This window comes from Paenibacillus sp. R14(2021) (assembly GCF_019431355.1).
GTDB lineage: Bacteria > Bacillota > Bacilli > Paenibacillales > Paenibacillaceae > Paenibacillus_Z.
This window is the reverse complement of sequence record NZ_CP080269.1, coordinates 2,870,455-2,894,573: the sequence shown is the minus strand read 5'-3', so window position 1 is coordinate 2,894,573 and position 24,119 is coordinate 2,870,455. Positions and strand designations below refer to the sequence as shown.

24 protein-coding genes are annotated in these 24,119 nt (G+C 54.8%); 16 read left to right on the top strand and 8 right to left on the bottom strand.

The window, feature by feature from the left end; genetic code table 11:
• Positions 1-34: 34 nt before the first annotated feature.
• On the bottom strand, positions 35-1,102 hold the full coding sequence (locus KXU80_RS13470) for a M23 family metallopeptidase (RefSeq protein ID WP_219839030.1): 1,068 nt from the start codon (positions 1,100-1,102) through the stop codon (positions 35-37).
• A 245-nt stretch (positions 1,103-1,347) separates the two neighbouring features.
• Here KXU80_RS13470 and lipA point away from each other — a divergent pair, with 245 nt between their 5' ends.
• Together lipA and KXU80_RS13460 are read left to right on the top strand one after the other, a co-directional pair.
• The gene (lipA, locus tag KXU80_RS13465; protein ID WP_219838707.1) at positions 1,348-2,238 is read left to right on the top strand and encodes a lipoyl synthase; all 891 of its coding nucleotides are present in this window, start codon (positions 1,348-1,350) and stop codon (positions 2,236-2,238) included.
• A gap of 19 nt (positions 2,239-2,257) precedes the next feature.
• Complete coding sequence (locus KXU80_RS13460) at positions 2,258-3,229, top strand: YutD family protein (RefSeq protein ID WP_219838706.1); 972 nt, start codon at positions 2,258-2,260, stop codon at positions 3,227-3,229.
• Between the two features lie 61 nt (positions 3,230-3,290).
• Here the strand turns inward: KXU80_RS13460 and KXU80_RS13455 are convergent, their stop codons facing one another.
• The 3 genes from KXU80_RS13455 to ylbJ all read right to left on the bottom strand — a co-directional run bounded on the left by KXU80_RS13455 (position 3,291) and on the right by ylbJ (position 6,999).
• On the bottom strand, positions 3,291-5,030 hold the full coding sequence (locus KXU80_RS13455; protein ID WP_219838705.1) for an ABC transporter ATP-binding protein: 1,740 nt from the start codon (positions 5,028-5,030) through the stop codon (positions 3,291-3,293).
• Between the two features lies 1 nt (position 5,031).
• A complete protein-coding gene (locus tag KXU80_RS13450) occupies positions 5,032-5,829 on the bottom strand; it encodes an NAD kinase (protein ID WP_219838704.1) in 798 nt (265 codons plus the stop codon).
• Between the two features lie 96 nt (positions 5,830-5,925).
• Entirely contained in the window at positions 5,926-6,999 is a 1,074-nt protein-coding gene (gene ylbJ, locus KXU80_RS13445; RefSeq protein ID WP_219839029.1) for a sporulation integral membrane protein YlbJ, read from the bottom strand.
• A gap of 487 nt (positions 7,000-7,486) precedes the next feature.
• Between ylbJ and KXU80_RS13440 the strand changes: the two genes are divergently transcribed.
• Together KXU80_RS13440 and KXU80_RS13435 are read left to right on the top strand one after the other, a co-directional pair.
• The gene (locus KXU80_RS13440) at positions 7,487-7,864 is read left to right on the top strand and encodes a globin domain-containing protein (protein WP_219838703.1); all 378 of its coding nucleotides are present in this window, start codon (positions 7,487-7,489) and stop codon (positions 7,862-7,864) included.
• A 21-nt stretch (positions 7,865-7,885) separates the two neighbouring features.
• Complete coding sequence (locus tag KXU80_RS13435; RefSeq protein ID WP_219838702.1) at positions 7,886-8,581, top strand: DUF2225 domain-containing protein; 696 nt, start codon at positions 7,886-7,888, stop codon at positions 8,579-8,581.
• Positions 8,582-8,663: 82 nt separating this feature from the next.
• Here the strand turns inward: KXU80_RS13435 and KXU80_RS13430 are convergent, their stop codons facing one another.
• Positions 8,664-8,900, bottom strand: a complete 237-nt coding sequence (locus KXU80_RS13430; RefSeq protein ID WP_219838701.1) for a hypothetical protein — start codon at positions 8,898-8,900, stop codon at positions 8,664-8,666.
• Entirely contained in the window at positions 8,897-9,079 is a 183-nt protein-coding gene (locus KXU80_RS13425; RefSeq protein WP_219838700.1) for a YycC family protein, read from the bottom strand. Before KXU80_RS13425 ends, KXU80_RS13430 begins: the two co-directional genes overlap by 4 nt.
• Positions 9,080-9,293: 214 nt before the next feature.
• Between KXU80_RS13425 and KXU80_RS13420 the strand changes: the two genes are divergently transcribed.
• Both KXU80_RS13420 and ndk read left to right on the top strand, forming a co-directional pair.
• Positions 9,294-11,087 carry a M3 family oligoendopeptidase gene (locus KXU80_RS13420; protein WP_219838699.1) on the top strand — a complete coding sequence of 598 codons (1,794 nt, stop codon included), beginning with the start codon at positions 9,294-9,296 and terminating at the stop codon, positions 11,085-11,087.
• Positions 11,088-11,233: 146 nt separating this feature from the next.
• Positions 11,234-11,692, top strand: coding sequence for a nucleoside-diphosphate kinase (ndk, locus tag KXU80_RS13415; RefSeq protein ID WP_219839028.1), 459 nt, complete (start codon positions 11,234-11,236; stop codon positions 11,690-11,692).
• Positions 11,693-11,761: 69 nt separating this feature from the next.
• Here the strand turns inward: ndk and KXU80_RS13410 are convergent, their stop codons facing one another.
• Positions 11,762-12,400, bottom strand: a complete 639-nt coding sequence (locus KXU80_RS13410) for a nitroreductase family protein (RefSeq protein WP_219838698.1) — start codon at positions 12,398-12,400, stop codon at positions 11,762-11,764.
• A 280-nt stretch (positions 12,401-12,680) separates the two neighbouring features.
• Here KXU80_RS13410 and KXU80_RS13405 point away from each other — a divergent pair, with 280 nt between their 5' ends.
• Genes KXU80_RS13405 through KXU80_RS13360 form a run of 10 tightly spaced genes read left to right on the top strand, consistent with a single transcriptional unit; the run spans position 12,681 to position 23,103 of the window.
• A complete protein-coding gene (locus KXU80_RS13405; RefSeq protein ID WP_219838697.1) occupies positions 12,681-13,796 on the top strand; it encodes a P-loop NTPase family protein in 1,116 nt (371 codons plus the stop codon).
• A gap of 2 nt (positions 13,797-13,798) precedes the next feature.
• Positions 13,799-15,037, top strand: coding sequence for a TadA family conjugal transfer-associated ATPase (locus KXU80_RS13400; protein WP_219839027.1), 1,239 nt, complete (start codon positions 13,799-13,801; stop codon positions 15,035-15,037).
• A complete protein-coding gene (locus KXU80_RS13395; protein ID WP_219838696.1) occupies positions 15,034-15,858 on the top strand; it encodes a type II secretion system F family protein in 825 nt (274 codons plus the stop codon). Before KXU80_RS13400 ends, KXU80_RS13395 begins: the two co-directional genes overlap by 4 nt.
• Before the next feature lie 15 nt (positions 15,859-15,873).
• Positions 15,874-16,728, top strand: coding sequence for a type II secretion system F family protein (locus tag KXU80_RS13390; RefSeq protein ID WP_219838695.1), 855 nt, complete (start codon positions 15,874-15,876; stop codon positions 16,726-16,728).
• 36 nt (positions 16,729-16,764) lie between these two features.
• Positions 16,765-16,956, top strand: coding sequence for a Flp1 family type IVb pilin (locus KXU80_RS13385; protein ID WP_219838694.1), 192 nt, complete (start codon positions 16,765-16,767; stop codon positions 16,954-16,956).
• The gene (locus tag KXU80_RS13380) at positions 16,957-17,643 is read left to right on the top strand and encodes a TadE/TadG family type IV pilus assembly protein (RefSeq protein WP_219838693.1); all 687 of its coding nucleotides are present in this window, start codon (positions 16,957-16,959) and stop codon (positions 17,641-17,643) included.
• Entirely contained in the window at positions 17,636-19,849 is a 2,214-nt protein-coding gene (locus tag KXU80_RS13375) for a hypothetical protein (protein ID WP_219838692.1), read from the top strand. The genes KXU80_RS13380 and KXU80_RS13375 overlap by 8 nt, the downstream gene beginning before the upstream one ends.
• The gene (locus KXU80_RS13370; RefSeq protein WP_219838691.1) at positions 19,812-20,813 is read left to right on the top strand and encodes a hypothetical protein; all 1,002 of its coding nucleotides are present in this window, start codon (positions 19,812-19,814) and stop codon (positions 20,811-20,813) included. The genes KXU80_RS13375 and KXU80_RS13370 overlap by 38 nt, the downstream gene beginning before the upstream one ends.
• Before the next feature lie 3 nt (positions 20,814-20,816).
• Positions 20,817-21,335 (top strand): A24 family peptidase, encoded by a 519-nt coding sequence (locus tag KXU80_RS13365; RefSeq protein ID WP_219838690.1) that lies wholly within the window; start codon positions 20,817-20,819, stop codon positions 21,333-21,335.
• A 19-nt stretch (positions 21,336-21,354) separates the two neighbouring features.
• Complete coding sequence (locus KXU80_RS13360; protein ID WP_219838689.1) at positions 21,355-23,103, top strand: DUF6382 domain-containing protein; 1,749 nt, start codon at positions 21,355-21,357, stop codon at positions 23,101-23,103.
• A 66-nt stretch (positions 23,104-23,169) separates the two neighbouring features.
• Here KXU80_RS13360 and KXU80_RS13355 read toward each other — a convergent pair whose 3' ends face one another.
• Entirely contained in the window at positions 23,170-24,069 is a 900-nt protein-coding gene (locus KXU80_RS13355) for a TIGR01777 family oxidoreductase (protein WP_219838688.1), read from the bottom strand.
• Between the last annotated feature and the right edge of the window lie 50 nt (positions 24,070-24,119).

Genomic DNA, 24,119 nt, shown 5'->3' with positions numbered 1-24,119 from the left:
TGGCATGGCCTGCCTGGATAAGCGCTCTTCTTGTTTAGCTCTTGCGTCCGCGCAGCCTGCGGCGTTCGTCGATCTCCCACTGCCGAAGGCTCGGATAGGGATCGAAGGACCATTCCACCAAGCCGCGGTCGCGGTAAATGCCGTAATGCAGATGCGGCGGGAATTTACCCTGCGTGCCGGGACGGCCATAGCCCGAGCTGCCTACCCAGCCGATTACTTGTCCCGGCTTCACAACGGTACCAACGTCTATTGTCTTGTCATAGCCGGACAGATGCGCATAATAATGATAATAATTATTGAGATCGCGAATCCCGAGGCGCCAGCCGCCGTAGGGGTTCCAGCCCTTCACCTCAATAATGCCGTAGCAGGTGCTTCTTGCAGGTACACCGTGATTGGCGAAAATATCGGTGCCTTCATGAATGCGGTAGCCGCCCCAGCTTCGGCCCGTTCCCCAGGTTCCCTTGTAGGAATAGTTCGTGCCGATCGGCACGGGGAACGCATGCTCGAATAAATTGAGCTTGCCATACGTTTCATACAGACGAGCAAATTGGCGGATACGCTGCACCGCCCGGGTGTTGTGGTAATATTGCCACAGCGCGATGGAGAAATCATCGTCCTTCGTGCCGAACTGCATCAGATGGTTCGCGAACGAATAGAGCAGATCGATATCGTTCGTGCGAACCGCGAGTCCATCGCCGTCGCCGTCTTCGCCAAGTCCATTAAACCAGTGGATGGATAAGGGGAATTGGTCCTTGGCATCGGGGTTCAGTTCGCCGGCCCATTCCGATTCTGTTACGAATACGCTGATATATTGACCCAGCTGGGCGCGCGTCTTGGGTCTTGCTCTCGTAATCGTCCGCTCGTATTGGTCAACAGCGGCAAGGCGATACCAGGGAATGCCGGTAACGACGCTGATCTCGTCGTAGAGCACCTTTCGTTTCGCATAGGAGAGCTCTTGAAGAGGGGCTTTCTTGGTCTCATATTTCGCTTTGACAGTTACGGTACCTGCCTGACCTGCAGCCATGGCGTTAGGATGTGGAAAGCCGGTAACGGCGGCAACGCATATGGCAATCAGGCAGATCAACATCGATCTCACAAGCATCATCCTCCCAGAGGAACCGGAGAGAAACGGCCAGCCGTTTCAATCGGAGTCATGATTCGCCCTTCTCGGGCCTGGTAATTTGTCCCGATCTGCTCTTGGCGAAAGGGGCATCTCTTGTTCTAATTTCTTGATAATTGAATTTTTTTGAAGGGTGCTGTCCTGCTGTTATGGTCTGCAAATCATTGGTTTTTATCCGAAACATGCTATAATAAGACGCAGAGCTAACAGAAAGCAGGTATGCCCCTATGAAGACAAAAGAAAAACAACCTAAGCCGGATTGGCTTCGCATAAAACTAACAACAGGCGGCAATTTCGCCGAAATTAAAGACATGATGCGTTCCAAAACGCTGCATACCGTATGCGAAGAAGCAAAATGCCCGAACATTTACGAATGCTGGGCGAACCGAACGGCAACGTTCATGATCCTCGGCGACATTTGCACGCGGGCGTGCCGATTCTGCGCCGTTAAGACAGGCCTGCCTACGGAGCTGGACTTGCAGGAGCCGGAGCGCGTGGCGGAGGCCGCGGAGCAAATGGGACTGCGGCACTGCGTAATTACGTCAGTCGCCCGTGATGATTTGGCCGATGGCGGAGCGAGCATTTTCGTGGAAACGATTAAGGCCGTTCGCCGCAAGCTCCCGCTTTGCAGCGTGGAAGTGCTGATCCCGGATTTCCTTGGCAATTGGGACGCGCTTCAGGCTGTTATGGATGCCAAACCGGATATTCTGAACCACAATATAGAGACCGTTGCACGGCTCTCCGACCGGGTAAGGGCGAAAGCCAAATACTCGCGTTCCATGGAGCTGCTCAAGCGAGCGAAAGAAATGCAGCCTGATATTCCGACCAAATCGAGCATCATGCTTGGCGTTGGCGAGGAATGGGATGAGATTTTGCAAGCGATGGACGACTTGCGCGCAGTAGACTGCAATATTTTGACGCTTGGTCAATATTTGCAGCCTTCTGCGAATCACCTGCGGATCGAGCGCTACGTACATCCGGACGAATTCAAGAAGCTGAAAGAAGAAGGATTGAAGCGCGGATTCAGCCACGTCGAATCCGCACCGCTCGTTCGCAGCTCGTACCATGCGCATGAGCAGGTCAAATCTGCAGAGGAAGCCCAAAGCGCAGCCTTGTGAGAAGGAGTGAGATGCAGTCTTGATCCATATTAGCGGCAGAGCCTACGCATTAATTCATGAGAACAGAAACGGTTGGAATCTTGAAGCGTTCCGCGAACGATTCAGTGAAGTGCTGGAACGGTACGATTACGTAATCGGGGATTGGGGCTATAATCAACTGCGGCTTAAAGGGTTCTTCCGCGATAACCATCCGAAGGCGACACGCGAAAGCGCGATTTCCTCTATGGTGGATTATATTAACGAATACTGCAATTTCGGCTGCGCTTATTTCGTATTAGAGAAGCAGCCGGGCGGATCCAAGCAGGGGGATGACGGCGAGATTACCGAGGACGGCGAACTAGACGGCATCGAGCTTCCGGACGGGGCCGAAGAGGCTTATATGACGGCCTCCCAAGCGATAGCGGCTGCCAAGGCGCACGATGCGCCGGCCTCCGAGAATCAGCATGTGAAATTCATGCCGCGGCATGAGCGTGACTTGCGGAGGGAACAGCAGCGCAACAGCCGCAAGGAAACCTCCAAGGATGTCGAGAAGGAGAAAGACGGCCCGCGTGAGAGCCGCAAGCCGTTTAATAAAGAGCGTGAGCACGGTCCGCGCCAAGGCCAGCAGTCAGGCCGGAATCAACAGCAGGCGCATGACCGCAGCGATCGCTCTGAGCGTCAGGAACGCCCAGAGCGGGGCGACCGCAATCAAGAGCGCGGCGAGCGGCCTGATCGCAGCGATCGTTCGGAGCGCAGTGAGCGTCCGGAGCGCGGCGAACGGAACGATCAGCACCGGCAAGAGCCGCAGCGCAATGAGCCGCGCGGCGAACGCCGAGAGCGGAATGACCGCGGCGGCGAGCGGAACGATCGCGGCGAACGCCAAGAGCGTTCAGATCGGCCAGAGCGGAGCCGGAATAAACGGAATCACTTCAACAACAACAAAGCGCCTGTTGCGGCCGCATCGGAGCAGCAGCATAACCGGGGCAAAGAGCCCGGTCCCAAACAGCCTTAACGCAAAGAGACGCCGGTTCACCCGCAAGGGGATGAAATCGGCGTCTCTTTTTGTATGCGGTTTATAGGTATTGAACGTTAAAAAGCCGGGCATAGGAGCCGCCAAGCTGCATCAATTCCTCATGCTTGCCCTGCTCCACGATTTCGCCGTGTTCGATGACTACGATCAGATCGGCATGCGTAATGGTTGACAATCGGTGGGCGACTACAAGCGTTGTTCGGTTCTGGGCCAGCTCGCTGAGCGATTCTTGAATGGCATGCTCTGACTCTAGGTCAAGCGCCGAGGTCGCTTCGTCCAGCACAAGAATAGCTGGATCCTTCAGAAATACGCGGGCGATGGCGATTCGCTGCTTCTGCCCGCCGGACAATTTAACGCCGCGCTCGCCGATTTCGGTATCGTAACCGTTCGGTAAAGTTAGGATGAACGCATGCGCGTTCGCTCGTTTGGCGGCTGCGACAATAGCGTCCTCGTCCGCTTCCGTATTGCCAAGCATGATATTATCCCTGACAGTTCCGCTGAAGAGGATGTTATCCTGAAGCACCATGCCGATATGCGAACGCAGGCTCTGCTGCGTGACGCTGTCGATGGATTGTCCGTTAATGGTAATCCGGCCCTCCTGCACGTCATAGAAGCGAGCGAGCAGGCTGATCAGCGAAGATTTACCGCCGCCGCTCATGCCGACAAGCGCGACAGTCTGCCCTTGGCGGATCGTAAGGCTGATATTTCGCAGTACCCATTCGGCTTCGTTCTGATAACGGAACGAGACGCCATCGAACACGATGTCCCCCTCCACGGATTTCAGCGCGACTGCGCGCGGGGCATCTTGAATCTCGGGATGCTCGCCGAGCAGCTCCATGACGCGTTCCAGCGAGGCTGAGGCTTGGGTCAGCTCCGTCGAGGAATTCACGAGTCTGCGAAGCGGGCTGTAAAGCCGGTCCAGATAACCGTAGAAGGCGACGAATTCACCCAGCGTGAGCGATTTCTGCACAACCAAATAACCGCCGCAGGCGAGAACAAGAAGCGGCGCGATTTCCGTCAGCGTATTGATGATGGACTGCGTGAGCGCATTCCACCGGGTGAGGGCGAAGGCACGGGTCAGAAAGGTATTGTTCTTGCTGCCGAACTGCCGCTCCTCGTAAGACTCGAGCGTGAAGCTTTTGATGACGGGAATGCCGTTCACATGCTCGTTCAAGTAGCCCTGCATTTCGGCGATAGCCTGCGATCGGGAACGGGAATAGCCGCGCAGCCGCTTATACAGCTTCTTAACCGCGTAGCCGTAGAAGGGCAGAATCGCAATCGCAACGAACGTCAGCGTAACATTCATGTTGAACATGATAACGAGTGCGATGACAAGCGTGAACATATCCAGCCAAACATTCATCAGGCCTGTTTCGACGAGCGTTTTCGTCTGCTCGGCATCGTTCATCATGCGAGAGATGATCTCACCGGACTTGCGGTTCTGATAGAAGCGCAGGGACAGCTGCTGCAAATGGGCGTACAGCTTGTTGCGCAGATCGTAGAGGACGCGGCTCGTAATAAATTGCGCGAAGTACTGCCTGAAGTACTCGACGGGATAGCGAACGACGACAAACAGCAGGAACGCCAGTCCTACAGCCTTGTACAGCTTGGTCGTTTTATCGGCTGCGGACAGCTTGGAGAGCAGTACGTCATCCACGACATATTTGATAAACAGAGGCAGCGTGAGCGGAATCGTAAACTTAATGATACCGATGATCAGCGTCATCACGATCAGCCATCGGTAGGGCTTCACGATTCGAAAATAAGCGCGGTAAGGGTCCATGTTATTTTACTTCATAGCCAAGGAACGCTTCGCGTACGCGCGTCCAGAATGGAAATGGCCGGTAGCGCGCAAAGCTGACCTTGCGGGAGGATACGCTGCACCGGATGGAGCGGATATCGTTCCTAGTAATGTTCAAGTGGTCGAAGGTCAGCTGGAGCCGCTGGTCTTTGCGCGATATGATGTCGCAGTGATGATGCTGCGGCAGAACGACCGATGAGCCAAGCGTCCGGTATACCCGGTTGTTGATGGACGCGATCTCGGCGATTTGCAGCGATTCAATGGAAGGGTGAATGACAGCGCCTCCCAAGCTCTTGTTGTACGCGGTGCTGCCGGAAGGCGTCGACACGACAATGCCATCGCCCCGAAACATCTCGAACAGCTCGTCGTTGATATCGATTTGGGCGACGATCGTGTTGTCTACGCCTTTGAGCGTAAATTCATTGAGTGCCGTATACGTCGATAGCCCTTCGGTCGTATCAAGCACGATTTCCGCAAGCGGGTAGCGCACAATGCTCGGCTCGCTTTCGGCCATCATGCAGACAAGCTCCTCCAGCTCCTCCGCTTTCCAATCGGCGAAGAAGCCGAGATGGCCGGTATGTACACCGATAAAGGCAACATCCTCCACGCGGTCTACGTAGGTGTGGAAGGCTTGCAGCAGCGTGCCGTCGCCGCCGATCGAGATGATCATTTCGGGTTTTTCGTCGTTGCGCTTCAGCCCGCGGGCTTCGGCAAGGGTATGGAATTTGGCGGCAAGCTCTTTCGACAGCCGGTCGCCGCGGTCAACAATTACATAGTTCAAACGTACTAGCTCCTTCCGCTAGCCGATACTTGCATGCATAAAGCGTATCAGCCATTTCTCCTTGAATCATAGCGGAAAATGATGTTGAATACAATGTCAAGCAGCCGGCCCCAGCCAGCTCCACAGGAGATATACAAGCGCGGCGGCGATAATGCCATGCAGCAAGCGCGCAAGGAAAAACGGCTTGTAGCGAAGGTCCGTACGGCTCAGCAGACTGGCGACTTGCGCATGAACGGACAGGCCGCTCCAGGAGAGTACAAAGGCTGCGATTGCGGCCTGATGCATGAGTCCGCTGCCGCCGGCTTCTCCGGCAGCCCGGGCGCCGAGTGTAACTTCAAAGATGCCGCTCACGACGGCATCGGACAGGGCCGGCGGCATGCCGGCGAACCCGAGCAGGAGGCGCACGATGCCGGCAAGCATCTCGATGCTGCCGGTCTGCCGCAGCAGCTCCATGATGACGGAGAAGACGACGACGAGCCCGCCAACGACAATCATGAGGCGGAGCGCAGCTTGTATTGCATCCTGCAGCAGCGTGCCGAGCGTCCGTCCGTCCATCACGCGGGCGTTGTGCATGGCATGGACGGCTTCGGCTAGCCTGCTTCTGCGCCTGCCGGATGGACCTGAGCCGGAATTGCCTGTATTCGCTGGAAGGCTGGCCGGTGCTTTCCGGTCATGGAACCGCATCAGAAGTCCAATCATGAGCCCGCCGCCGTAATGGGATGCGGCAAGCACAGGAGCAAGCGCGACGCTGTGGAAGAAGCCGACCGATACAGCACCGATTAAGAAGATGGGGTCTGAGGTTGTCGTGAAGGCGACGAGACGCTCGCCTTCAGCGCGGTTGATTAGCTTCTGTTCCCACAACTGGGCTGTTAACCGTGCGCCTACGGGATAACCAGAGGCATAGCCCATTGTGACTACGAAGCCGCCAATGCCCGGGATGCGGAAGAGCGGACGCATGAACGGATCCAGAATTTTGCCGAAGAAATGGACGATCCCGAAGCCGAGCAGCAGCTCGGAGATGACGAAGAAGGGGAAGAGTGCCGGAAAAAGCACCTCCCACCAGATGGAAAGTCCCCTGAGCGAAGCCCGCAGCGCGTCGGCTGGGAAAATCGCCAGCAGCAGCACGAGCAGAGCGGCCGACCAGGCCGGTATGACGGCTGGACGCAGCATAAAACGAACGATATGCAAGGGATGACCCCTCTCTTAATGGCAATTGGAATAGTCCTATTACTGCTATATGTCCCGCCTAGGACAAACATCACTTGTCCCGCCCAAAACCTTTTCGGAAGGAAGCTCGAGGAGCCATATTTACTGGAAAAAAATATTTAGAAAACGCTTGCAAAAGAAGATGTTTTTTTGATGTTGGTTATGATACAATTGATTCAAGTCAATGAAACGCTTGAGGTGATGACTCTTGAGTATACTTGCTGGCATCCTCGTCTGCGCCTTCGTTTATGTCATTCGCGAGTCGCTTGTGGCTCCCGGGGAAGAGGATTACGAAAGTTAATCCTGCTGCCTTAGTCGTACCTATACTATTGCTGCAATGCCCTCCGAGAAGAGGGCATTTTTTTGTATTTGTTTTTGTCCTTGATTTTTCGTGGTAAAATTATTTTAACAAGTAATACAAAAGACCTAAAAAATGGAGTTGTTGATGACGATGAATAACTATAGTACTATTTTTGAAGCAGTAGGGGGAGTCGAAGGAATCAGGTCTATCGTTGAAGCCTTCTATCCTAAGGTTCAGAAGAATCCGCTCATTGGCCCACTGTTTCCTGCAGAAATCAACCCGGTGATGGACAAGCAGACGCTGTTCCTATCCCAATTTTTTGGCGGACCGCCGCTGTATTCCGATATGTATGGCCATCCCATGATGCGAGGAAGGCACCTGCCCTTCCCGATTACGCCCGAGAGAGCACAAGCTTGGCTTGGCTGCATGCGCGAAGCGCTGGCCGAAACCAGCCTGCCGAAGGAGCTGCAGGAGCTGATGCTCGAGAGGCTCTCGGGACCTGCGAACCATTTTGTAAACCAAACTTAGCCGAGACGGAGACGTGATGATATGGAACCCCTTTACACAATGACAATCACTTGTATTTGCTGTGAGGCTTCCTATTCGACGTCGCGCGTTCGTCCGAGCTTTAAGAAAGCGAGCAATCGGGATACCGATTTCTGCGCGTATTATAAGAGTGAAGTAAACCCGGATTATTACGTCGTTCGCGTCTGCCCGAGCTGCGGCTATTCGACGACAGAGAACGGCATAACCGTGATGACGGATACCCAGCGAAAGAAGTACTACGAGCTGTTTGGTTCCCGCTGGACTGCCCGCGATTTCGGAGGCAGCCGAACGAAGGAGCAGGCATTGGAAAGCTACAAGCTTGCGTTGATTTGCGGCGGCATTATCGGAGAGAAAGAGCGAGTGATCGCAGGTATTCTGCATCACATTGCCTGGTTATACCGCTTTGAGGGCAACGAGGAGCAGGAGCAGCGTTTTCTCCGCCATTCCCTTGAGGCCTACGTCACCGTGTTCGAGACGGAGGGCATGTCGCTGAATAATGCCAAGCTCATGTATTTGATCGGTGAATTGCATCGGCGGACGGGGGATGCGAGCACGGCTGTGCGCTGGTTCTCCCGCGTCGTGAACGATAAGAAAATCGTGGACGCCGCCATGATTCGGGCCAGCAGAGAGCAATGGCAGCTGCTCCGTGAGCAGCAGTCCGGCTTTCTGACAGACGAAGCGGTAGCGATACATGCATAAAGAGCGAATAGCAAAACGGCCCAGGCGCGAATGCCTGGGCCGTTTTGCTGCTTAATACATGTCGCTTTTGATGAAACCGGGATTAAGCCCGGCGCAGCACGGTGTCGGTTAGCAGGTAATCCTGATCCGTATCCACGATAGTGACGCGGTTGCGGCAGCAGGGGAAGACGAGCAGCTTTTTTTTGCCGGTGTGGATCTCAGCCAGCTCTTTCGGCCGCAAAGGAAGCAGTACGTTATCCTGGCCGCAGAACGGGCATGAGGCAATGTACACGTCCTTCATAATGATATCGTACGGCCAAGTCCGTTCGAACGGAATCACGGAGTTTCTTCTCCTTTGGCATCCGGCTCATGCGCGGGCTCGGCTTCGGCTTTGGCCATCTCGGCGATCTTCTGAAGTAAAATATGTTTAGGCATGTGCATGAGATGCTCCAGTGGAACTTTCAGCTCTTTGGCTAGCTTCACGGCTGTATCAGCCGATAATTGCAATGGTTGGGACATGTGTGTCAACTCCTTATAGTCGCGGCCTTCTTGAATAAGGCAAGGCCATTTCTGCATATGATTGGAAAAAGGGACAACTTTACCGTTATAATTCAGTTATACACCGATGTATCGTATTTCGCAACGCGAAGAAAAGATTAGCAAAAATTTAAGCGTATGCTTTCGAAGTGAGTTTTTGCTCCTTTCACTCACAAAAACTTTTAGGAGGACAAACATGGGAACTCATTATCCAACAACCTGGGATTTGGATGCGATTTATGCAGGAGGCTCGAGTTCGTCGGCTTTCCTGGAGGAGCTTGGCGGGATGGAGCGCGATATTGAAGCGCTCGCGAAAGAACTGGCTGCGCAGCCGAAAGATGTCTCCGCGGCATCTGAGCAATTGACCGCTTGGACAACCGTCGTACAGTCGATTCTGCTTCGACTGCGTCAATCGGACTCCTTCGTTGGCTGCCTGCAGGCGCAGCAGATGAAAGATGCAGCCGCGAACGGCTTGAATGACCGCGTAAAGACGATGGCTGCCAAGTTCAACGCCGCGCTGACGAGCTTCGATGAGAAGCTGCTGCAGACGGACGATGCTGCATGGCAAGCATGGCTGCAGACCGAGGCTGCGCGCCCGGTTGCGTTTGTATTGAACGAACGCCGTGAAGCCGCAAAGGAGAAGATGGCGCCGGACCAAGAAGCGTTGGCGGCTGAGCTGGCGGTTGACGGCTATCACGGCTGGGGCGATTTCTACAACACGATCGTCTCCCGCATTCGCTTTCAAGTAACGGAGGCGGACGGCGAAACCAAGCAGCTGTCGGCAGGTCAGATGAGCAACCGGCTTTCGAGCAGCGAGCGCTCGGTCCGAGAGGCTGCGTTCCCTGAGTGGGAACGGGAGTGGGGCGAGCAGGCAGATCTATGCGCGGACACGCTGAACCGGATCTCGGGTTTTCGGCTAAAGCTTTACGATAAGCGGGGCTGGAACTCCGTGCTCAAGGAGCCGCTTGAAATGAACCGGATGAGCGAGGCGACGCTGAATGCCATGTGGTCGGCCGTAAACGAGGGCAAGCCGAAGCTCGTTCGCTATCTGGAACGGAAAGCCAAGCTGCTGGGACTGACCCAGCTTGACTGGCATGATATCGGCGCGCCGCTTGGTTCCTCGCACCGAACGATTCCATATGACGATGCGGCAGCAGCGATTATGGAGCAATTCGGCGCATTCAGCTCGGATTTGGCCGAATTTACGGAAATGGCGTTCCGCGATGCATGGATCGAGGCCGAAGACCGTCCGGGCAAACGTCCCGGGGGCTTCTGCACTTCGTTTCCGAAGAGCGAGCAGACGCGGATTTTCATGACCTACTCCGGTACGCCGGACAATGTGTCCACATTGGCGCACGAGCTGGGTCATGCCTATCATCAGCATGTCATGAACGATTTGCCGCCGCTTGCGCAGGAGTACGCGATGAACGTAGCCGAAACAGCCTCCACGTTTGCCGAGATGATCGTAGCGGATTCGGCATTGGAAGCGGCGACGGAGCGCGACGAAAAGCTGGCGCTGCTGGATGAAAAGCTGCAAAGCGCGGTTGCTTTCTTCATGAACATCCATGCCCGCTTCTTGTTCGAGACGCGTTTTTACGAGAAACGCCGTGCGGGCATGGTGGACCAAGAAGAGCTTGGCAAGCTGATGGAGGCTGCCCAGCAGGAAGCATTCAGCGGCGCGCTTGGCAAGCTGCATCCGCATTTTTGGGCGGCAAAGCTGCATTTCTACTTGACGGACGTACCGTTCTATAACTTCCCGTATACATTCGGCTACTTGTTCAGCAGCGGCATCTACGCGATCGCCAAGAAGGAAGGCGCATCGTTCTCCGAGCGTTACGTCGCGCTTCTTCGGGATACGGGGCTGATGACCGTAGAAGCGTTGGCGGAGAAGCATTTGGGCGTTCGTCTCGATGAGGCGGGCTTCTGGCGCGAGGCGGTAGCGCTTGTATTGGCGGATGTGGATGCTTTCTTGGGGTTGACGGAAGCTTAAGGACGAATCGGTCCATGAATACAAACGTTCCGTTTGCGGAATACTGATCGTTAGAAGGAACGGTGCGGCCCGCGAGGGTGACTGCGCCGTTTTTCTGTCCGCATAAGCGAAGTGCGAATCGGAAAGGGGATCAGACAAGGATGCAAGTGGAGCAGACATTTGTGATGGTGAAGCCTGACGGCGTGAAGCGGGGCTTGATTGGACCTATTGTTACGCGGTTTGAACAGAAGGGATTTAAGCTTGAGGCGATTGAACTGCTGACCATCAATCGTGAGCTGGCAGAGCAGCATTACAGCGATTTGAAGGCCAAGCCGTTCTTCGAGGAGCTTGTCCGTTATTTGATATCGGGGCCGGTATGCGCCATGATCTGGCAAGGCGAGCATGCAATTGAGAACGCAAGATCGCTCATCGGCAAAACAAACCCGGTCGAAGCGGCGCCAGGGACGATTCGCGGCGATTTCGCGATGGAGATCGCGGCTAATATTGTTCATGGCTCGGATTCAGCGGCCAGTGCGGCACGTGAGATCTCGCTGTTCTTTAATCGTCCGGCTGCGGCCTACCCGATGGATCTCTTCGCCGGCAATGATGGATACGAGCTTCACTAACATCAAAGCCCTCGCGGTCGCAATACGGAGACCGGAGGGCTTTCGTTATGTTTTAAAGGATGATCGGAATTAGAACGTTTCGTTGATAACAAGCTGACTAAGCGGCATGCGCGCTGTCGGACGTGCAGGGGCAGCTGCTTCGCCGATCGTGATCATCATGACCGGAGTGAAGCGCTCTGGGATATTCAATGCTTCCACGAGCTTCGTTCTGTTGAATCCACCCATCGGAACGGTATCATAGCCTTTCGCTTTTGCTGCCAGCATCAACTGCATGGAAGCAAGACCAGCATTGCGGTTCGCTTCATCGCGAGCGACATGCTCCATCGTATAAGCGCCATCGATTTGGCTTACCATGGTGTCGCGAACTTCTTGCGAAACACTGCCGGCTTCTAGCGCAGCGTCGAACAGCTCGCGGCCTGTAAGGTTAGCTTGCAGATCGCCCAGGATAACGACGACAGCGGACGCATCGGAAACTTGCTTTTGTCCATATGCGATTGGAAGAAGGGCGTCTTTGTTAGCTTGCTCTTGAATGACCAGGAAGCGCCAGTGCTGCAGGTTCCAAGAAGAAGGCGCCGCAGCAGCCAGCTCAAGAATTTCGTTCAAAGTTTCTTGGGGAATAACAACATCTCTCTTGTATTGACGAACGGAATGGCGGGCTTGAATAGCCTCTTCCACGGATAAAACGGCAGATGCATTTGTTTGACTCATGTACAGCAGCTTCCTCTCCACAAAAGATCATTTTTAAGTAACTAAACCAGCACTCACTTACTAACGATAGTATAGTATACGGCCAAAAGATGAGCAACTTGCCGCTTGTTATATTTTTGGAAATATGGACAAATCGGTTGACTCTGGGCCGGTCACGTGTTAAATTATGGTCAATTGTAAACAGCTCGCTACGGAAGCACCGTAACTGCGCAGATTCTCTGCGTTGTTGCGGTGCTTTTTTGCGTTCCTCTCAACGATAAGGAGTGTGGCATTCATTACCATGGGTAAACTCAGTCTCGTCTTGGCTGTTAAAGAAGGCGATTATATCGAACGGCTGGCCGACTACATTCGCCATTCTTCCTTCGGCGAAAGCTGGCAGCTGACGGCATTCACGAATCCTGCGGCGCTTCGGAGCTTCGTTCGAGGCGGCTATTCCATTGACCTGCTGGCAGCGCAGCCAGACATGCTGGCAGAGCTTGGAGAGCTGCCGGGGCCGATTCCATCCGCGGCGCTTGTCGGGCGCCTCGGTGGATCCGGCTCACAACCGGAGGTGCTTCAGTTTCAGCCCCTGCCGCAGCTGCTCCAAGCGTTCACCTCGGTTCATGCCGCCAGCGGACAAGCCGTTTACAGACCGATTCTAAATCGGCATGAAACGGCTGTCCTAGCCATCTACTCCGCTTCGGGCGGTGTCGGCAAAACAACGCTTGCCTTGCAGATCGCCCAGCAAGCCAGTATCGCCGGTGCGGGCGTGTTTTATCTCAATTTGGAACAATGGAATGCGGCATCGTTTGTAGACGGCGAAGGCGGTAGGGATGATTTTGCACGACTGCTCTACTCACTTCAGTCGGAGCCGGAGAAAGGGCCTGCAACGGTCAAGGCCATTCGCAGGAAGCATCCTGCGTTAGGCATAGACGGGATTTCGCCCTCGGGCAATCCCGATGAGCGGCTGTCGCTTGGCGCAGAGCAGGTAAAGCAGCTGCTGAATGCCATCGCAGGTACGGGAGAATACGGCTGCATCGTTGTCGATTTGGACACCAGGCTAGATGCGATGCACGCAGGGGTGTTTGGTGCTAGCCATAGTATTCTTTGGCTGCTGTCGCCGGATGAGGCCAGCTTGCGCAAGAACGGATTAGCACTCAAGTACGGCGAGCAGAAGTACGGAGCGGCTTTCGAAGAACAGAAGCCGAAATTCTGTTTCGTTCAAATCGGCGGCGCCGGGCATGAGCGGATCCTATACGAAGAGATTGAGGCTCGGGACGTTACGGTGCTTCCTTACGTGGAAGAGTGGGCGAGCGGCGGAAGCCTGAGCGGGCTAGGGGCGATGGCGCCTCATTATCGGGGCGCCGTGGAGTCGTTAAGCCGAAAGCTTGGCATCTTGCGGGGAACGGGAGCATGAGCATGGATGAAGAAACGATTCAGCTGCTGAAGGAGCGTGTCCGCAGCCAGCTGGAGCTCGATAGCGCGATGTCCGACGAGGAGATGAAGCGCCGAATCGAGCAGGTTGTTTTTCAATGGGCGGGGAGCCATCCGTTGACGGCAGGCGAGAAGGTGAAACTTGTCCGCCGATTGTTCCATTCGTTTCGGGGGCTGGATCTGATGCAGCCGCTGATGGACGATCCGGCTGTGACGGAAATTATGATCAACAGCCACGAGGAGTTATTCGTCGAACGGGAAGGCCGATTGACGCGGCTTCCGTTCGCCTTCGAGAGCGCCGAGCGGCTGGAGGATTTGATCCAATCGGTGGTCGCTGGCGTAAACCGGGTCGTGAACGAGTCGTCGCCAATCGTGGATGCGAGGCTGAGGGACGGCTCTAGGGTTCATATCGTACTGCCTCCCGTGGCGCTTAAAGGACCGACGATGACCATTCGGAAATTTCCCGATAAGCCGCTGTTCATGAAGGATCTTATCGCACTTGGCGCTCTGCCCGAGGAACCTGCCAAATTGCTGGAAACGCTCGTTAAGGCCAAGTTCAACATCTTTATCAGCGGGGGAACCGGCTCGGGCAAAACAACGTTTCTTAACGCATTGTCCCAGTTTATCCCGGAGGACGAGCGGATCGTTACGATCGAGGATGCGGCTGAGCTGCAGATCGTCACGGTGCCGAACTTGGTATCGATGGAGACGCGTAATGCCAACACGGAGGGGAAGGGCGCAATCTCGATGCGCGAGCTGATCAAAGCTTCGCTTCGGATGCGGCCGAACCGCATTATTGTCGGCGAGGTGCGCGGCGGAGAGGCCATCGATATGCTGCAGGCAATGAACACCGGGCATGACGGATCGCTTTCGACGGGCCATTCTAACAGCGCGCGTGACATGATCGCAAGGCTGGAAACGATGGCGCTGAGCGGTGCGGATCTTCCCGTTGCCGTTATCAGGCAGCAAATCGCGTCGGCTATCGACATTATCGTGCATTTGTCCAGATTGCGAGACCGGTCTAGGCGCGTAACGGAGATTTGCGAGGTGACCGGCGTCATGGACGGAGAAGTGGTCGTTCGGCCGCTCTATCGTTTCGAAGAAGAAGGGGAAAGAGACGGCCGTGTTATTGGCGGCTTGAAAGCCAGCGGGAACAGCTTGCAGCACACCTGGAAGCTGCGCATGGCGGGAATGGCGGGTTCGCTCGGAGGAGAAGGGGCATGAAGAAGCAGAAGAAGGGGAGAGACTGGCTCGAAAGGCTGGCTTGGCCGGGTTCCAGCCGCAATCCTATTACCGCGGACGGATTAACGCATTATTCCTCCTATCGATTAACGAACCGCCAGTTTGCCATGGCTGCCTGCGTTGGCGGATTGCTCGTGTTCGGTGCCGCGTATTTGTTCTACCGGTCAGTTGCAGCGGCACTGCTGCTAGCAGGAGCCGGAATCGCGGCACCAAAGTTCTACCGCAGCTCGCTTCTGGATCGACGAAAGCACCGGCTGGCCCTGCAATTCAAAGAAGCATTGTATTCTATCGCTTCTTCGCTCGCGGCAGGCCGTTCGGTCGAGAATGCGTTTATAACCGCACAGGAGGATCTGAAGCTGCTTTACCCAGGCAATACGACGGAGATCGTCATCGAATTCGAAATCATTGCCGCACGGCTTGGCTACGGTGAGACGCTGGAGCAGGGACTTGTTGATTTCAGCCAGCGTGCCGGCATCGAAGACATAACCCAATTTACCGATGTGTTCACGACATGCAAGCGCACAGGCGGAGACATGGTAGAGGTTATACGGCGCACCTCCCAAATCATAGGCGAGAAGCTGGATGTGCAGCAGGAAATCGCCGTCATGGTTGCCCAGAAACGATTCGAGTCTCGCATCATGATGGCAGTACCGTTTATTTTCTTGGCGTTTCTAGGTCTATCTGCGCCGGAGTACATGGCGCCACTGTACAGCGGCATCGGTTATGTGCTGCTGTCAGCTGCATTGCTGGCGCTTGGCCTTTGTTATTGGATCATGATGCGCATCATGAATATTCGCATGTAGGGAGATGAGGCGTCTATGATTGCGGCTTTGGCGGCAGGCGTGCTGCTGACGTTGATTTGGGGCTATGCCTGGATAATAAGTGGGCGAGCGAACCACGGCAGGCGTGCGGCTAAGGAACGTTGGCTGGCGGAGCCGTTCCTGGAATTGCTGCAGCGAAGCGGGCTGCTTGATCGGGCGCAGTCGATTACGGCAGGGCTGCACGGCAAGCTGTTGATTCTGAATGGGGAGACATGGACCGCCGGGGCGACCCATCGCTTTATTGCAGGTGCCGTTGGTGCGGGCTATGCAGCGATGTGTGCCGGCGCTTGGTTGGCCGTGCTGAGCGGGGAACAAACGATGCTCTGCATCGGGCTGCTGCTTGGACTCGTTATTCCGGCAGCCAAGTGGAAGGACACCGCCGGCAAAGTGGAGCGGCGCAAACAGGATATTTTACTGCTGCTTCCCGAGGTGCTCAATAAACTGATGCTGCTGCTTGGAGCCGGCGAGACGCTTCAGCGTGCGCTGGTGCGGTGCGCGGAACGGAAGGACGGGAAAGGACAGGAGCCGCTGCTGCTGGAGCTTCGCAAGGTTAATGAATCCATCCGTAACGGCGAGTCCTTCGCGGCGGCGATGGAGAAGTTCAACCGCAGATGCGGCGTTCAGGAGGTATCTGTATTTACGACAACGCTTCTGCTGAATTACAGACGCGGCGGCGATCGATTGGTGCTTTCTCTTAAGGAGCTGTCCTATTCGCTCTGGGAGAAACGCAAGGCAGTTGCCCGATCAAGGGGAGAGGAAGCGTCCTCGAAGCTTGTATTTCCCCTTGTTGGTATTTTCTTTGTGCTTATGATCTTGGTGGCATCTCCCGCCATTCTGATGATGCGGGGATAGCCGTAATCTAATTATTCGATAAGGAGTAGATGACAAATGAAAAAGTGGAATCAAGCGGTTCGTAAGTTTTGGAGCAATGAAGAGGGCCTTGGCACATTGGAGGTCGTTCTCATCATCGCAGTCGTTATTATATTGGCGCTGTTATTCAAGGATTGGATTATCGGCCTCATACAAGGCTTGATGAGCAGTGCGGACGACAAAGCGAACGAAATTTTTGATGACAAATAAATGGTAAGTAATCGAATTCAAGCTCTGATTAAAAAGGAAGACGGCAGCTTCACGATTGAAGCAAGCATGGTGTTTCCGGTGATATTCTTCGCGCTGATTGCACTGCTGATGATGAGCATGTACACGTATCAGATGGCTGTCATCTACCATGCGGCTTCCATGACAGCGGAGCGCACGGCATTTCGATGGGACAACAGCGCAAGAGATCCAGTCAGCGGCATGGGAGCGACCGGCCGGTACGACGGCTTGTATTGGCGGATGACGGACAACGGAGCGCTTCAAACTTTATTTAGCTTTGGCGGCGATGGGAGCAGAGGCGGTGCGGCATATCCAATCGGTAATGAAGCGCATGCGGCACCAGATTCGCTGTCCGACCTTAAGCTGAGCATCGAAGCGGGAAGAGTCGTTTCTCCATTTCAAGGCGAGTCGCGCAGTAAAGGAATCATCGAGAAAAGAATCGAGGTGAAGCTGGAGCAGCCGCTTACGATTCGGCCGCTTGAACTGCTCCTTGGACACTCGGAGCCAGTAACGATTGGCTCCGCATCCATTGCGGACCCCGTCGAGCTTATTCGAAACGTGGATTTAGTTCGCTATTACACGGGGAAATTCAAAGGCTCGGCCGGTGATGATACAAGGAAACAGGCACAGCTCATTCTCGGCGGGCGGCAGGTCATGGATCATGAATAGGATTGGATGGATTCTTCTGAAATGGCGGCATGCTGCAAGGCTGTGGAACAGAAGCGATGGAACGGTTTCGGTCTATTTGATCGTTTCAACTGCGGCGATGCTATTGTTTACGTCACTGCTGATCGATTACGCACGAATTGCCGCATTCAATAAAAAGAGTGAGTTGGCCGCGCAGTCCAGTATCCGCTCCGCCCTGTCTGCATACGACGATGCTCTCTACGAGCGTTATGGGTTGTTCGGAGCAGGCGGCTCGGATCGGAATGAATTGTTCACGCAGGCTATCCAGCACAATTTGGACGAAGAGGAGGATGGGTTTCGGCTGCTTCGCATCCAGCGCGAAGCTTCTCATGTGGACCGTTACGAGGTACTTGGCAATCAACAGGTTTTCAGCCGCCAGGTGCTGGAGGAGATGAAGTATAAAGCGCCGATTGATTTTACGCTCGAGATTGCTTCGCGCTTTGCGCCGATGAGTTCGGCCATGAAAGAAGCGGCTGCAACCGTTAATGCGCTCGAGGACATTCGCCGGATGTATGACGAGCGGGAAAAGCGGCTCGCGCTTGTTATGCAAGAGCAGAAGCAAGCCGCCGTTCAATCTGCGCAGGCAGCTTCTGCGGTCCAAGCCGCAGCCGGCATCGCGGGCGGCTACGGCGCGTACGAGAGCTGGCTTCAGTCCGATGCCATGCTGGATGAAGACGAGAAGCCGCTGCACAGCGATGAAATCGCTGCCTATCGAAGCCAGGCGTTGGGCGGCTCCGCATCCGTGAAAGCTAGCACGGCCGCTGCGCTGGAGAACCACCGGGAGGTGATACGCCTGGCGTCGACAGCCTTGTCGGAAGCGGAGCAGTGGAATGCTTCCATGACCGCGGCTGTCGCACGCATGCGCAAATCAGAGGAGGGAGGCGGCTTTGATCGGCTGGGGGGCATGGCCGTAGCCGGGCAAGAGAATTCTTCGATGGGCGCCGAAGAGCTTTCCCAGCTTGGACAGACTAGGGAGTCCGCGGACAACCTGCTAATCAAGTCGGAATGGTTCCAGCAGTACCGGCAGGATTTAAATGAACAGAACGACAGCTTTCAGCGAATTGACATCCAAGCTGGAAATTTTCAGCAAGCTGTGCAATCCGCAATAGCTGCCAGAGGCGCTTCCGGCATGCTGGATGCAGCCTTGTCCGGGTTAAGAGAAGCAAGCGATACGTATATGAAGCGCTATTCTCAGCCTGGTGAAGTGCTGTCTGTCAGACAGAAAGAGCTTACGCAGCGGCAGTCCAGCGATTCGGAGCGCAAGTCCAATGAATCGGCGGCGAAATCCAAATGGAGTCAAGTCAAAGCGATGATCGACGGGATGAAAACCGCGCCGAACGAGGAGGAACATCGGGCAGCTTTCGAACGGGTTAAGAAGCTGGCGGATGCAAATTTAGCTTTTAATAAAGCTTTGGCTGACGAAGCGGATGGGGAGAAGGATGCTGCCGACGCCACATCAACGAGCGCGGGTGAAGAAGCGAAATCTTCGATGGCTGCTATGGGGACCGTATTCGGCGGCATGGCGGATTTGCTTGGGCGTATTAGGGATCCATTGTACATCAACGAGTATGTCGTGCATCGCTTCCATACGTTCGATCCGAAATGGTTTCAAGAAGCGATCAAGGGCAATAACGAGGCATTCTCGAAGGCACTGTCTTTGGACAACCAGGAAGCGGAATACATCCTGTACGGCTTCCATGAGCCAGGCGCTAACGTTGCTGCTGCATACGGAGAACTGTTTGCGGCACGAGTGGCGGTCCGCACGATGGAAGGGCTGATCGCATGCCGCGCGCTCGGCAATCCGCTGCTGGTCTTGTCGGCGGCCGTGCTTTATGGTCTGGAGAAGTCGATTGCTGATATGGCGAAGCTTGCCGAAACAGGCAAAGTTCAGCTTTCCAAATACATGCCTGTTGAGCTGACCTACTCGGATTATTTGCGAATCTTCCTGATACTTCATGGCAGCGGCGGTCAAGGCAGGTTGGCGCGCATGATTGCGGTTATCGAGTACAATACGGGAGCAGATTTGCTGCAGACGGCGACAGGTCTATCGGGGGAGCTCACTTCATCGGTCAACCTGTGGTTTTTGCCAGGGCTAGTGAGGAGCTTTGCGGCTGCAGGCATCTTGAAAGGAAAGGTCAAAGGGAACCGTTATGAAAAAACGCAGACGATCGGCTCCTCTTACGGGTAATAAACAGGGCGAATCAGGAAGCATTGCACTAGAAGCCGCGCTGGTTCTGCCTGTCGTGCTGATGGTGGTGATCTTCTTCATTTGCATGATTCGATTGAATACCGTGCAAATGGCGCTTCACGGCGCCGTTTCCCAGACGGTGAAACAGGCTGCGGCGAATATTCATCCCATCGATCTTGCTCTGCAAAAGCGCCATTCGGACGATAAGGCGGATGAAGGTGAAGAGGAAACTGCGACGGATCAAGCGCAATCGAAGCCGGTTCGTGAACCGCTACCCGCAGTTGAGTTTGTAGCCGACAAATTGGAGAACTGGCTGCCGTCTCCCGCAGGCCCGCTGCTGTCGGCAGTATTGAAAGGCGACTGGAAGCCGGCTCAGGACGCGGCTTCAACGATAATCGGACGATCGATCGTGGAGCCAATGCTTCGCCATGAGGCGGACATCGCTGTACTCGATCCTGAACGGCTGCATCTATCGAAGCTTTCGCTGCCGGACTTGAAGGATGGCAGTGATCCGTTTCTCTCGATTGAAGCAGAGTATGCCTTCAAGCTGGGTTTTCCATTTACGAAGGGAACGATTGTACTCAAGGAGCGGGCCGCAGAGCGGGTGTGGACCGCGGATAAGCTGCCGGCGCAGGGTAGCGGAGAATCGGCAGATCCCGATCACGAGCCGATTCAAATCGTGCTTATCGAGCCGGTTCCGGTCAGGCCCGGCAATAAAGCTAGAGTCGTGGTTAAGACGAGTCCGGGACGGAGCTTGTCGATTAAGGTGCTCTACAAAAGCGGTCAAAGTGTGGCTAAAAACCTGCAGGACGCCGTGACAGATGCCAACGGGTTCGCGGAGTGGACATGGCATGTATCCGGCAATACAACGCCGGGCGTATGGGAGCTTGTCGTCACGGCCAGCGACGGAACGACGGCCGCCAGGCACTTTGATATTCGGAAGAAAACAGAAGGGACGGAATAGCTGATGGAGGGCGTTTTTGCGGGAATTCTGGCCGTTCTGTTCATAGGAACGGCATTGGTTAGCGATATCCGCTCGATGATCATCTCGAATAAATTGAATATCGCATTCTTTGCTTCGGGCATCATTGTTCACGCAGCGATGAGCGGCTTAACGGGAGGTGTCGGCGCGCTGCTGGGAGCGGCGGCAGGCATGTTTCCGCTGCTCCTGCTTTATTTATTGAAGGGGATCGGAGCCGGTGACGTCAAGTTTTTTGCGGCTCTTGGCGCTGTTATCGGAGTCGGCCCGGTGCTGCAGATATTGATGTATGCCATCTTGTACGGCGGGGTGTTCGGTTTAGTTATGCTGCTTATCAACCGTTCGTTCAGCCGCCGCTTCCTGTTCGGCGCGATGTCGATCGTCATTGCCGAATCGAAGGTGCAAGCCTGGGAAACGAGCTTTGCAAACAAGAAGGCGCTTCGTTTTCCATTTATGATCGCAGTGGTTCCCGGGGCGCTGACCGCGTTGTATTTCATGCTCATTTAATGAACGGGGGAGGGTTATTATGCTTCTGGATCAACTACGGATTGACTACTCAATGAAGCGCGGCCATGAAATGATCGTAGACTTGGAATCCGGCATTCGGCGGGAGCAGCTCGACAGCATTGAAATTCAAATGCTGCAGAACCAGCGAATTCCTAAGCTGCTGCCTGTGGAATGGGTGGATATTGACGGCGGCATTACGTTCAGGTATCCCACTAACGGCAGACGCATTCTGGAGCATCGGCTGCAAACCCGGCAGCTGACGATGTTTCAATTCCATACCCTGCTGCTTGCAGTGGTGGAAGCTATGGATGACAGCAGACATTACATGCTGCGGACGGAATGTTTTTTGCTGCATGAGCAGTATATTTTTGTCGGGGAGAGCTGGGATGATATCGCGCTGGTGTATGTGCCAATTCAGGGGCCGCGGCTGGCAGCTTCCGCGGGCGAAGCCGTATTGGCTATGGCGATTCGCTGGGTAAGCGTCATCGAAGAGCCTGATGGAATTGGCCTGCAGCAGGTATTTCAGCATTTGCGGGGCGATTTTGTTTCATGGGAGCGGTTGAGGCAAACGCTCCTGGCGCTGCTTGGCGCCGGCTATCGGGAAGAGATGTCGGATGGACCCGGAAGACGATTGGCAGATACCGGCTTTCATGAAGGCTCAGGCACCGGCAGACAACCTCAATCAGCTGTCAATCACCGTGCTCGCGAAGGAATCAATCAAGTGGATTCATCGCATGTCCAGCGTAATTCGGCTGTTGATGCCATTCACGCGGATCGACCTGAAGCTCGCAAGACTGTCTTTGCTTCCAGCGATAAGCTGGCTAACACCGCATTAAAGGATAGGCATGAGCAATCGTTGGAGGCTGCACTGCCTTTAACTGTGCTGACCGATGAACAGAAAACAGAGCAAGGATCGGAAATGTCTTCAAAGGCAGGGTGGATGACCGGCGCGGGCTGTATTCTAATCACTGCCGTTATTTGGAGATTCCTTTACCTGGCTTCGCCGTCCTCATTTAGTATGCTGATCTGCTCCGGCTTGACACTGATCACATGTGCTGCCGGACTGGTTATATTTCGAAGGCTGCGAAGACCGAATGCGAACACTGATCCTTATGAGCAAGTGACAGATGAACAAGCTTGGCCCTATGAAGAGGATGGCTTTGTGCCGGATTCCATGCCTTTAAACGATCAAGTGTCCAGACAGAAGAAGCAGCAGTTACACCAAGGCGGCTTTAGCAATGACTCGACAGAAGACCGTGCCAACCCTTCGCAGCAGCAATTGAACTGGAAACAATCCCGCCAGCAATTCATCTCGATTATGGATGAAGAACGGATTCAGGAGGCCCTTCCTCCGGTTTCCGCTTCAGTAGGTGGAATGTCTTCCAGCATGCGTGCAGCGGCAAACGACGCAACTGTGCTGCTAGGAGGAGGGGAGAACGGTAAACGGGCTGAATTCGCCAGTTTTCCTTGGCTTGAGCGTCAGTCTGGCGGCCAGATGGAGCAGATCCGCCTGGAGCATGCGCAGTTCATCATTGGCCGCTCCAGTGAGGGCGTTCATTACGTGGATCCTTCATCCGGCATATCCCGTGCGCATCTGGAGCTGGCAGGCAGCCATGGCAGCTGGTCGGTCAAAGATATGGGGTCGCGCAACGGCAGCACATTGAACGGCGACGCAATGGTACCCTATAAGACTTATGCGCTGGCGGATAAAGATACGGTGCAGCTGGCTGGCGGCGAAGGACCTAAATATGTCTTCCGCGCAGGCTGAGGGAGACCTGAATTTTCTAAGAAAATGGCCCCTGCCGATGGAGGAGCCTGCTAGCACGATGTGCTCTTATCCTCGTCCCAGCAGCTGCCGCAAAGCATCGCGAAGAATCGCATAGCGAAACGTAAATCCCAGCTCCAATGCTTTGCGCGGTACGGCTCTCGACCCTTCAAGCAGGAGAAAGGACAGCTCGCCGAGGGCGGTTCGGAGCAGCCAAGCCGGAACAGGAAACCAGTGAGGTCTGCCCATGACTTCACCGATCGTCCGTCCGAAATCTTCGTTCGTCAGCGGTTCCGGCGCGCAGGCGTTCACGGGACCGCTGATCGACGGGGTATCGATGCAGAACAGAATGAGCCGAATCATATCGTCTTCGTGAATCCAAGGAATCCACTGCTGTCCGCTGCCCATTCGGCCGCCTGCCCACAACCGGTAAGGGAGCAGCATTTTCGGGAATGCGCCGTCCTTCATGCCAAGTACGAGTCCAATTCGCAGCTTTACTAGACGTTCTGCTGGGATGTGGTCAGCTGCAGCTTCCCATTGCTCTACGACGGATGCGAGGAAATCCGATGCTTCCACCTGGCTCCATTCATCGTTTATCTTGCTGCCATCGGTCCCGTAAATCGAGATTCCTGAGGCATTGACGACGACTGGTTTTTGTACCAAAGAACCAACAAGTTGCTTGACCGAATGGGCTGCTTTCAAGCGGGACTGCAGGATAGCCTCTTTGCCTTCAGCTGTCCAGCGCCGGTTAATGGACTCGCCCGCCAGATTAACGATAGCGTCAATCCCCTCCAAGGCAGCCGGCGAATCGTTCAACTGGGACCACGTCATATAGTGAAGCTTCGGATGATTCGCATGCTGCTGACGGCTGGAACGGGAGATAACCCATACTTCATCGCCCCGCTGCAGCAGCGCTTCCGTCAACAGTCTCCCTACATATCCGGTTCCCCCTGTAATCGCTGCTTTCATCGCTATTCCCCCTTTGAGTAAAATGGCTGGCATGGCCATAGGTTTCCAGA

What these genes read in the sequence shown, in the direction of transcription:
- KXU80_RS13470 (WP_219839030.1), bottom strand. Translation starts at nt 1,102, where the DNA reads ATGCTTGTGAGATCGATGTTGATCTGCCTGATTGCCATATGCGTTGCC.
- lipA (WP_219838707.1), top strand. Translation starts at nt 1,348, where the DNA reads ATGAAGACAAAAGAAAAACAACCTAAGCCGGATTGGCTTCGCATAAAA.
- KXU80_RS13455 (WP_219838705.1), bottom strand. Translation starts at nt 5,030, where the DNA reads ATGGACCCTTACCGCGCTTATTTTCGAATCGTGAAGCCCTACCGATGG.
- ylbJ (WP_219839029.1), bottom strand. Translation starts at nt 6,999, where the DNA reads ATGCTGCGTCCAGCCGTCATACCGGCCTGGTCGGCCGCTCTGCTCGTG.
- KXU80_RS13440 (WP_219838703.1), top strand. Translation starts at nt 7,487, where the DNA reads ATGAATAACTATAGTACTATTTTTGAAGCAGTAGGGGGAGTCGAAGGA.
- KXU80_RS13435 (WP_219838702.1), top strand. Translation starts at nt 7,886, where the DNA reads ATGGAACCCCTTTACACAATGACAATCACTTGTATTTGCTGTGAGGCT.
- KXU80_RS13425 (WP_219838700.1), bottom strand. Translation starts at nt 9,079, where the DNA reads ATGTCCCAACCATTGCAATTATCGGCTGATACAGCCGTGAAGCTAGCC.
- KXU80_RS13420 (WP_219838699.1), top strand. Translation starts at nt 9,294, where the DNA reads ATGGGAACTCATTATCCAACAACCTGGGATTTGGATGCGATTTATGCA.
- KXU80_RS13410 (WP_219838698.1), bottom strand. Translation starts at nt 12,400, where the DNA reads ATGAGTCAAACAAATGCATCTGCCGTTTTATCCGTGGAAGAGGCTATT.
- KXU80_RS13405 (WP_219838697.1), top strand. Translation starts at nt 12,681, where the DNA reads ATGGGTAAACTCAGTCTCGTCTTGGCTGTTAAAGAAGGCGATTATATC.
- KXU80_RS13400 (WP_219839027.1), top strand. Translation starts at nt 13,799, where the DNA reads ATGGATGAAGAAACGATTCAGCTGCTGAAGGAGCGTGTCCGCAGCCAG.
- KXU80_RS13395 (WP_219838696.1), top strand. Translation starts at nt 15,034, where the DNA reads ATGAAGAAGCAGAAGAAGGGGAGAGACTGGCTCGAAAGGCTGGCTTGG.
- KXU80_RS13390 (WP_219838695.1), top strand. Translation starts at nt 15,874, where the DNA reads ATGATTGCGGCTTTGGCGGCAGGCGTGCTGCTGACGTTGATTTGGGGC.
- KXU80_RS13385 (WP_219838694.1), top strand. Translation starts at nt 16,765, where the DNA reads ATGAAAAAGTGGAATCAAGCGGTTCGTAAGTTTTGGAGCAATGAAGAG.
- KXU80_RS13380 (WP_219838693.1), top strand. Translation starts at nt 16,957, where the DNA reads ATGGTAAGTAATCGAATTCAAGCTCTGATTAAAAAGGAAGACGGCAGC.
- KXU80_RS13375 (WP_219838692.1), top strand. Translation starts at nt 17,636, where the DNA reads ATGAATAGGATTGGATGGATTCTTCTGAAATGGCGGCATGCTGCAAGG.
- KXU80_RS13370 (WP_219838691.1), top strand. Translation starts at nt 19,812, where the DNA reads ATGAAAAAACGCAGACGATCGGCTCCTCTTACGGGTAATAAACAGGGC.
- KXU80_RS13365 (WP_219838690.1), top strand. Translation starts at nt 20,817, where the DNA reads ATGGAGGGCGTTTTTGCGGGAATTCTGGCCGTTCTGTTCATAGGAACG.
- KXU80_RS13360 (WP_219838689.1), top strand. Translation starts at nt 21,355, where the DNA reads ATGCTTCTGGATCAACTACGGATTGACTACTCAATGAAGCGCGGCCAT.
- KXU80_RS13355 (WP_219838688.1), bottom strand. Translation starts at nt 24,069, where the DNA reads ATGAAAGCAGCGATTACAGGGGGAACCGGATATGTAGGGAGACTGTTG.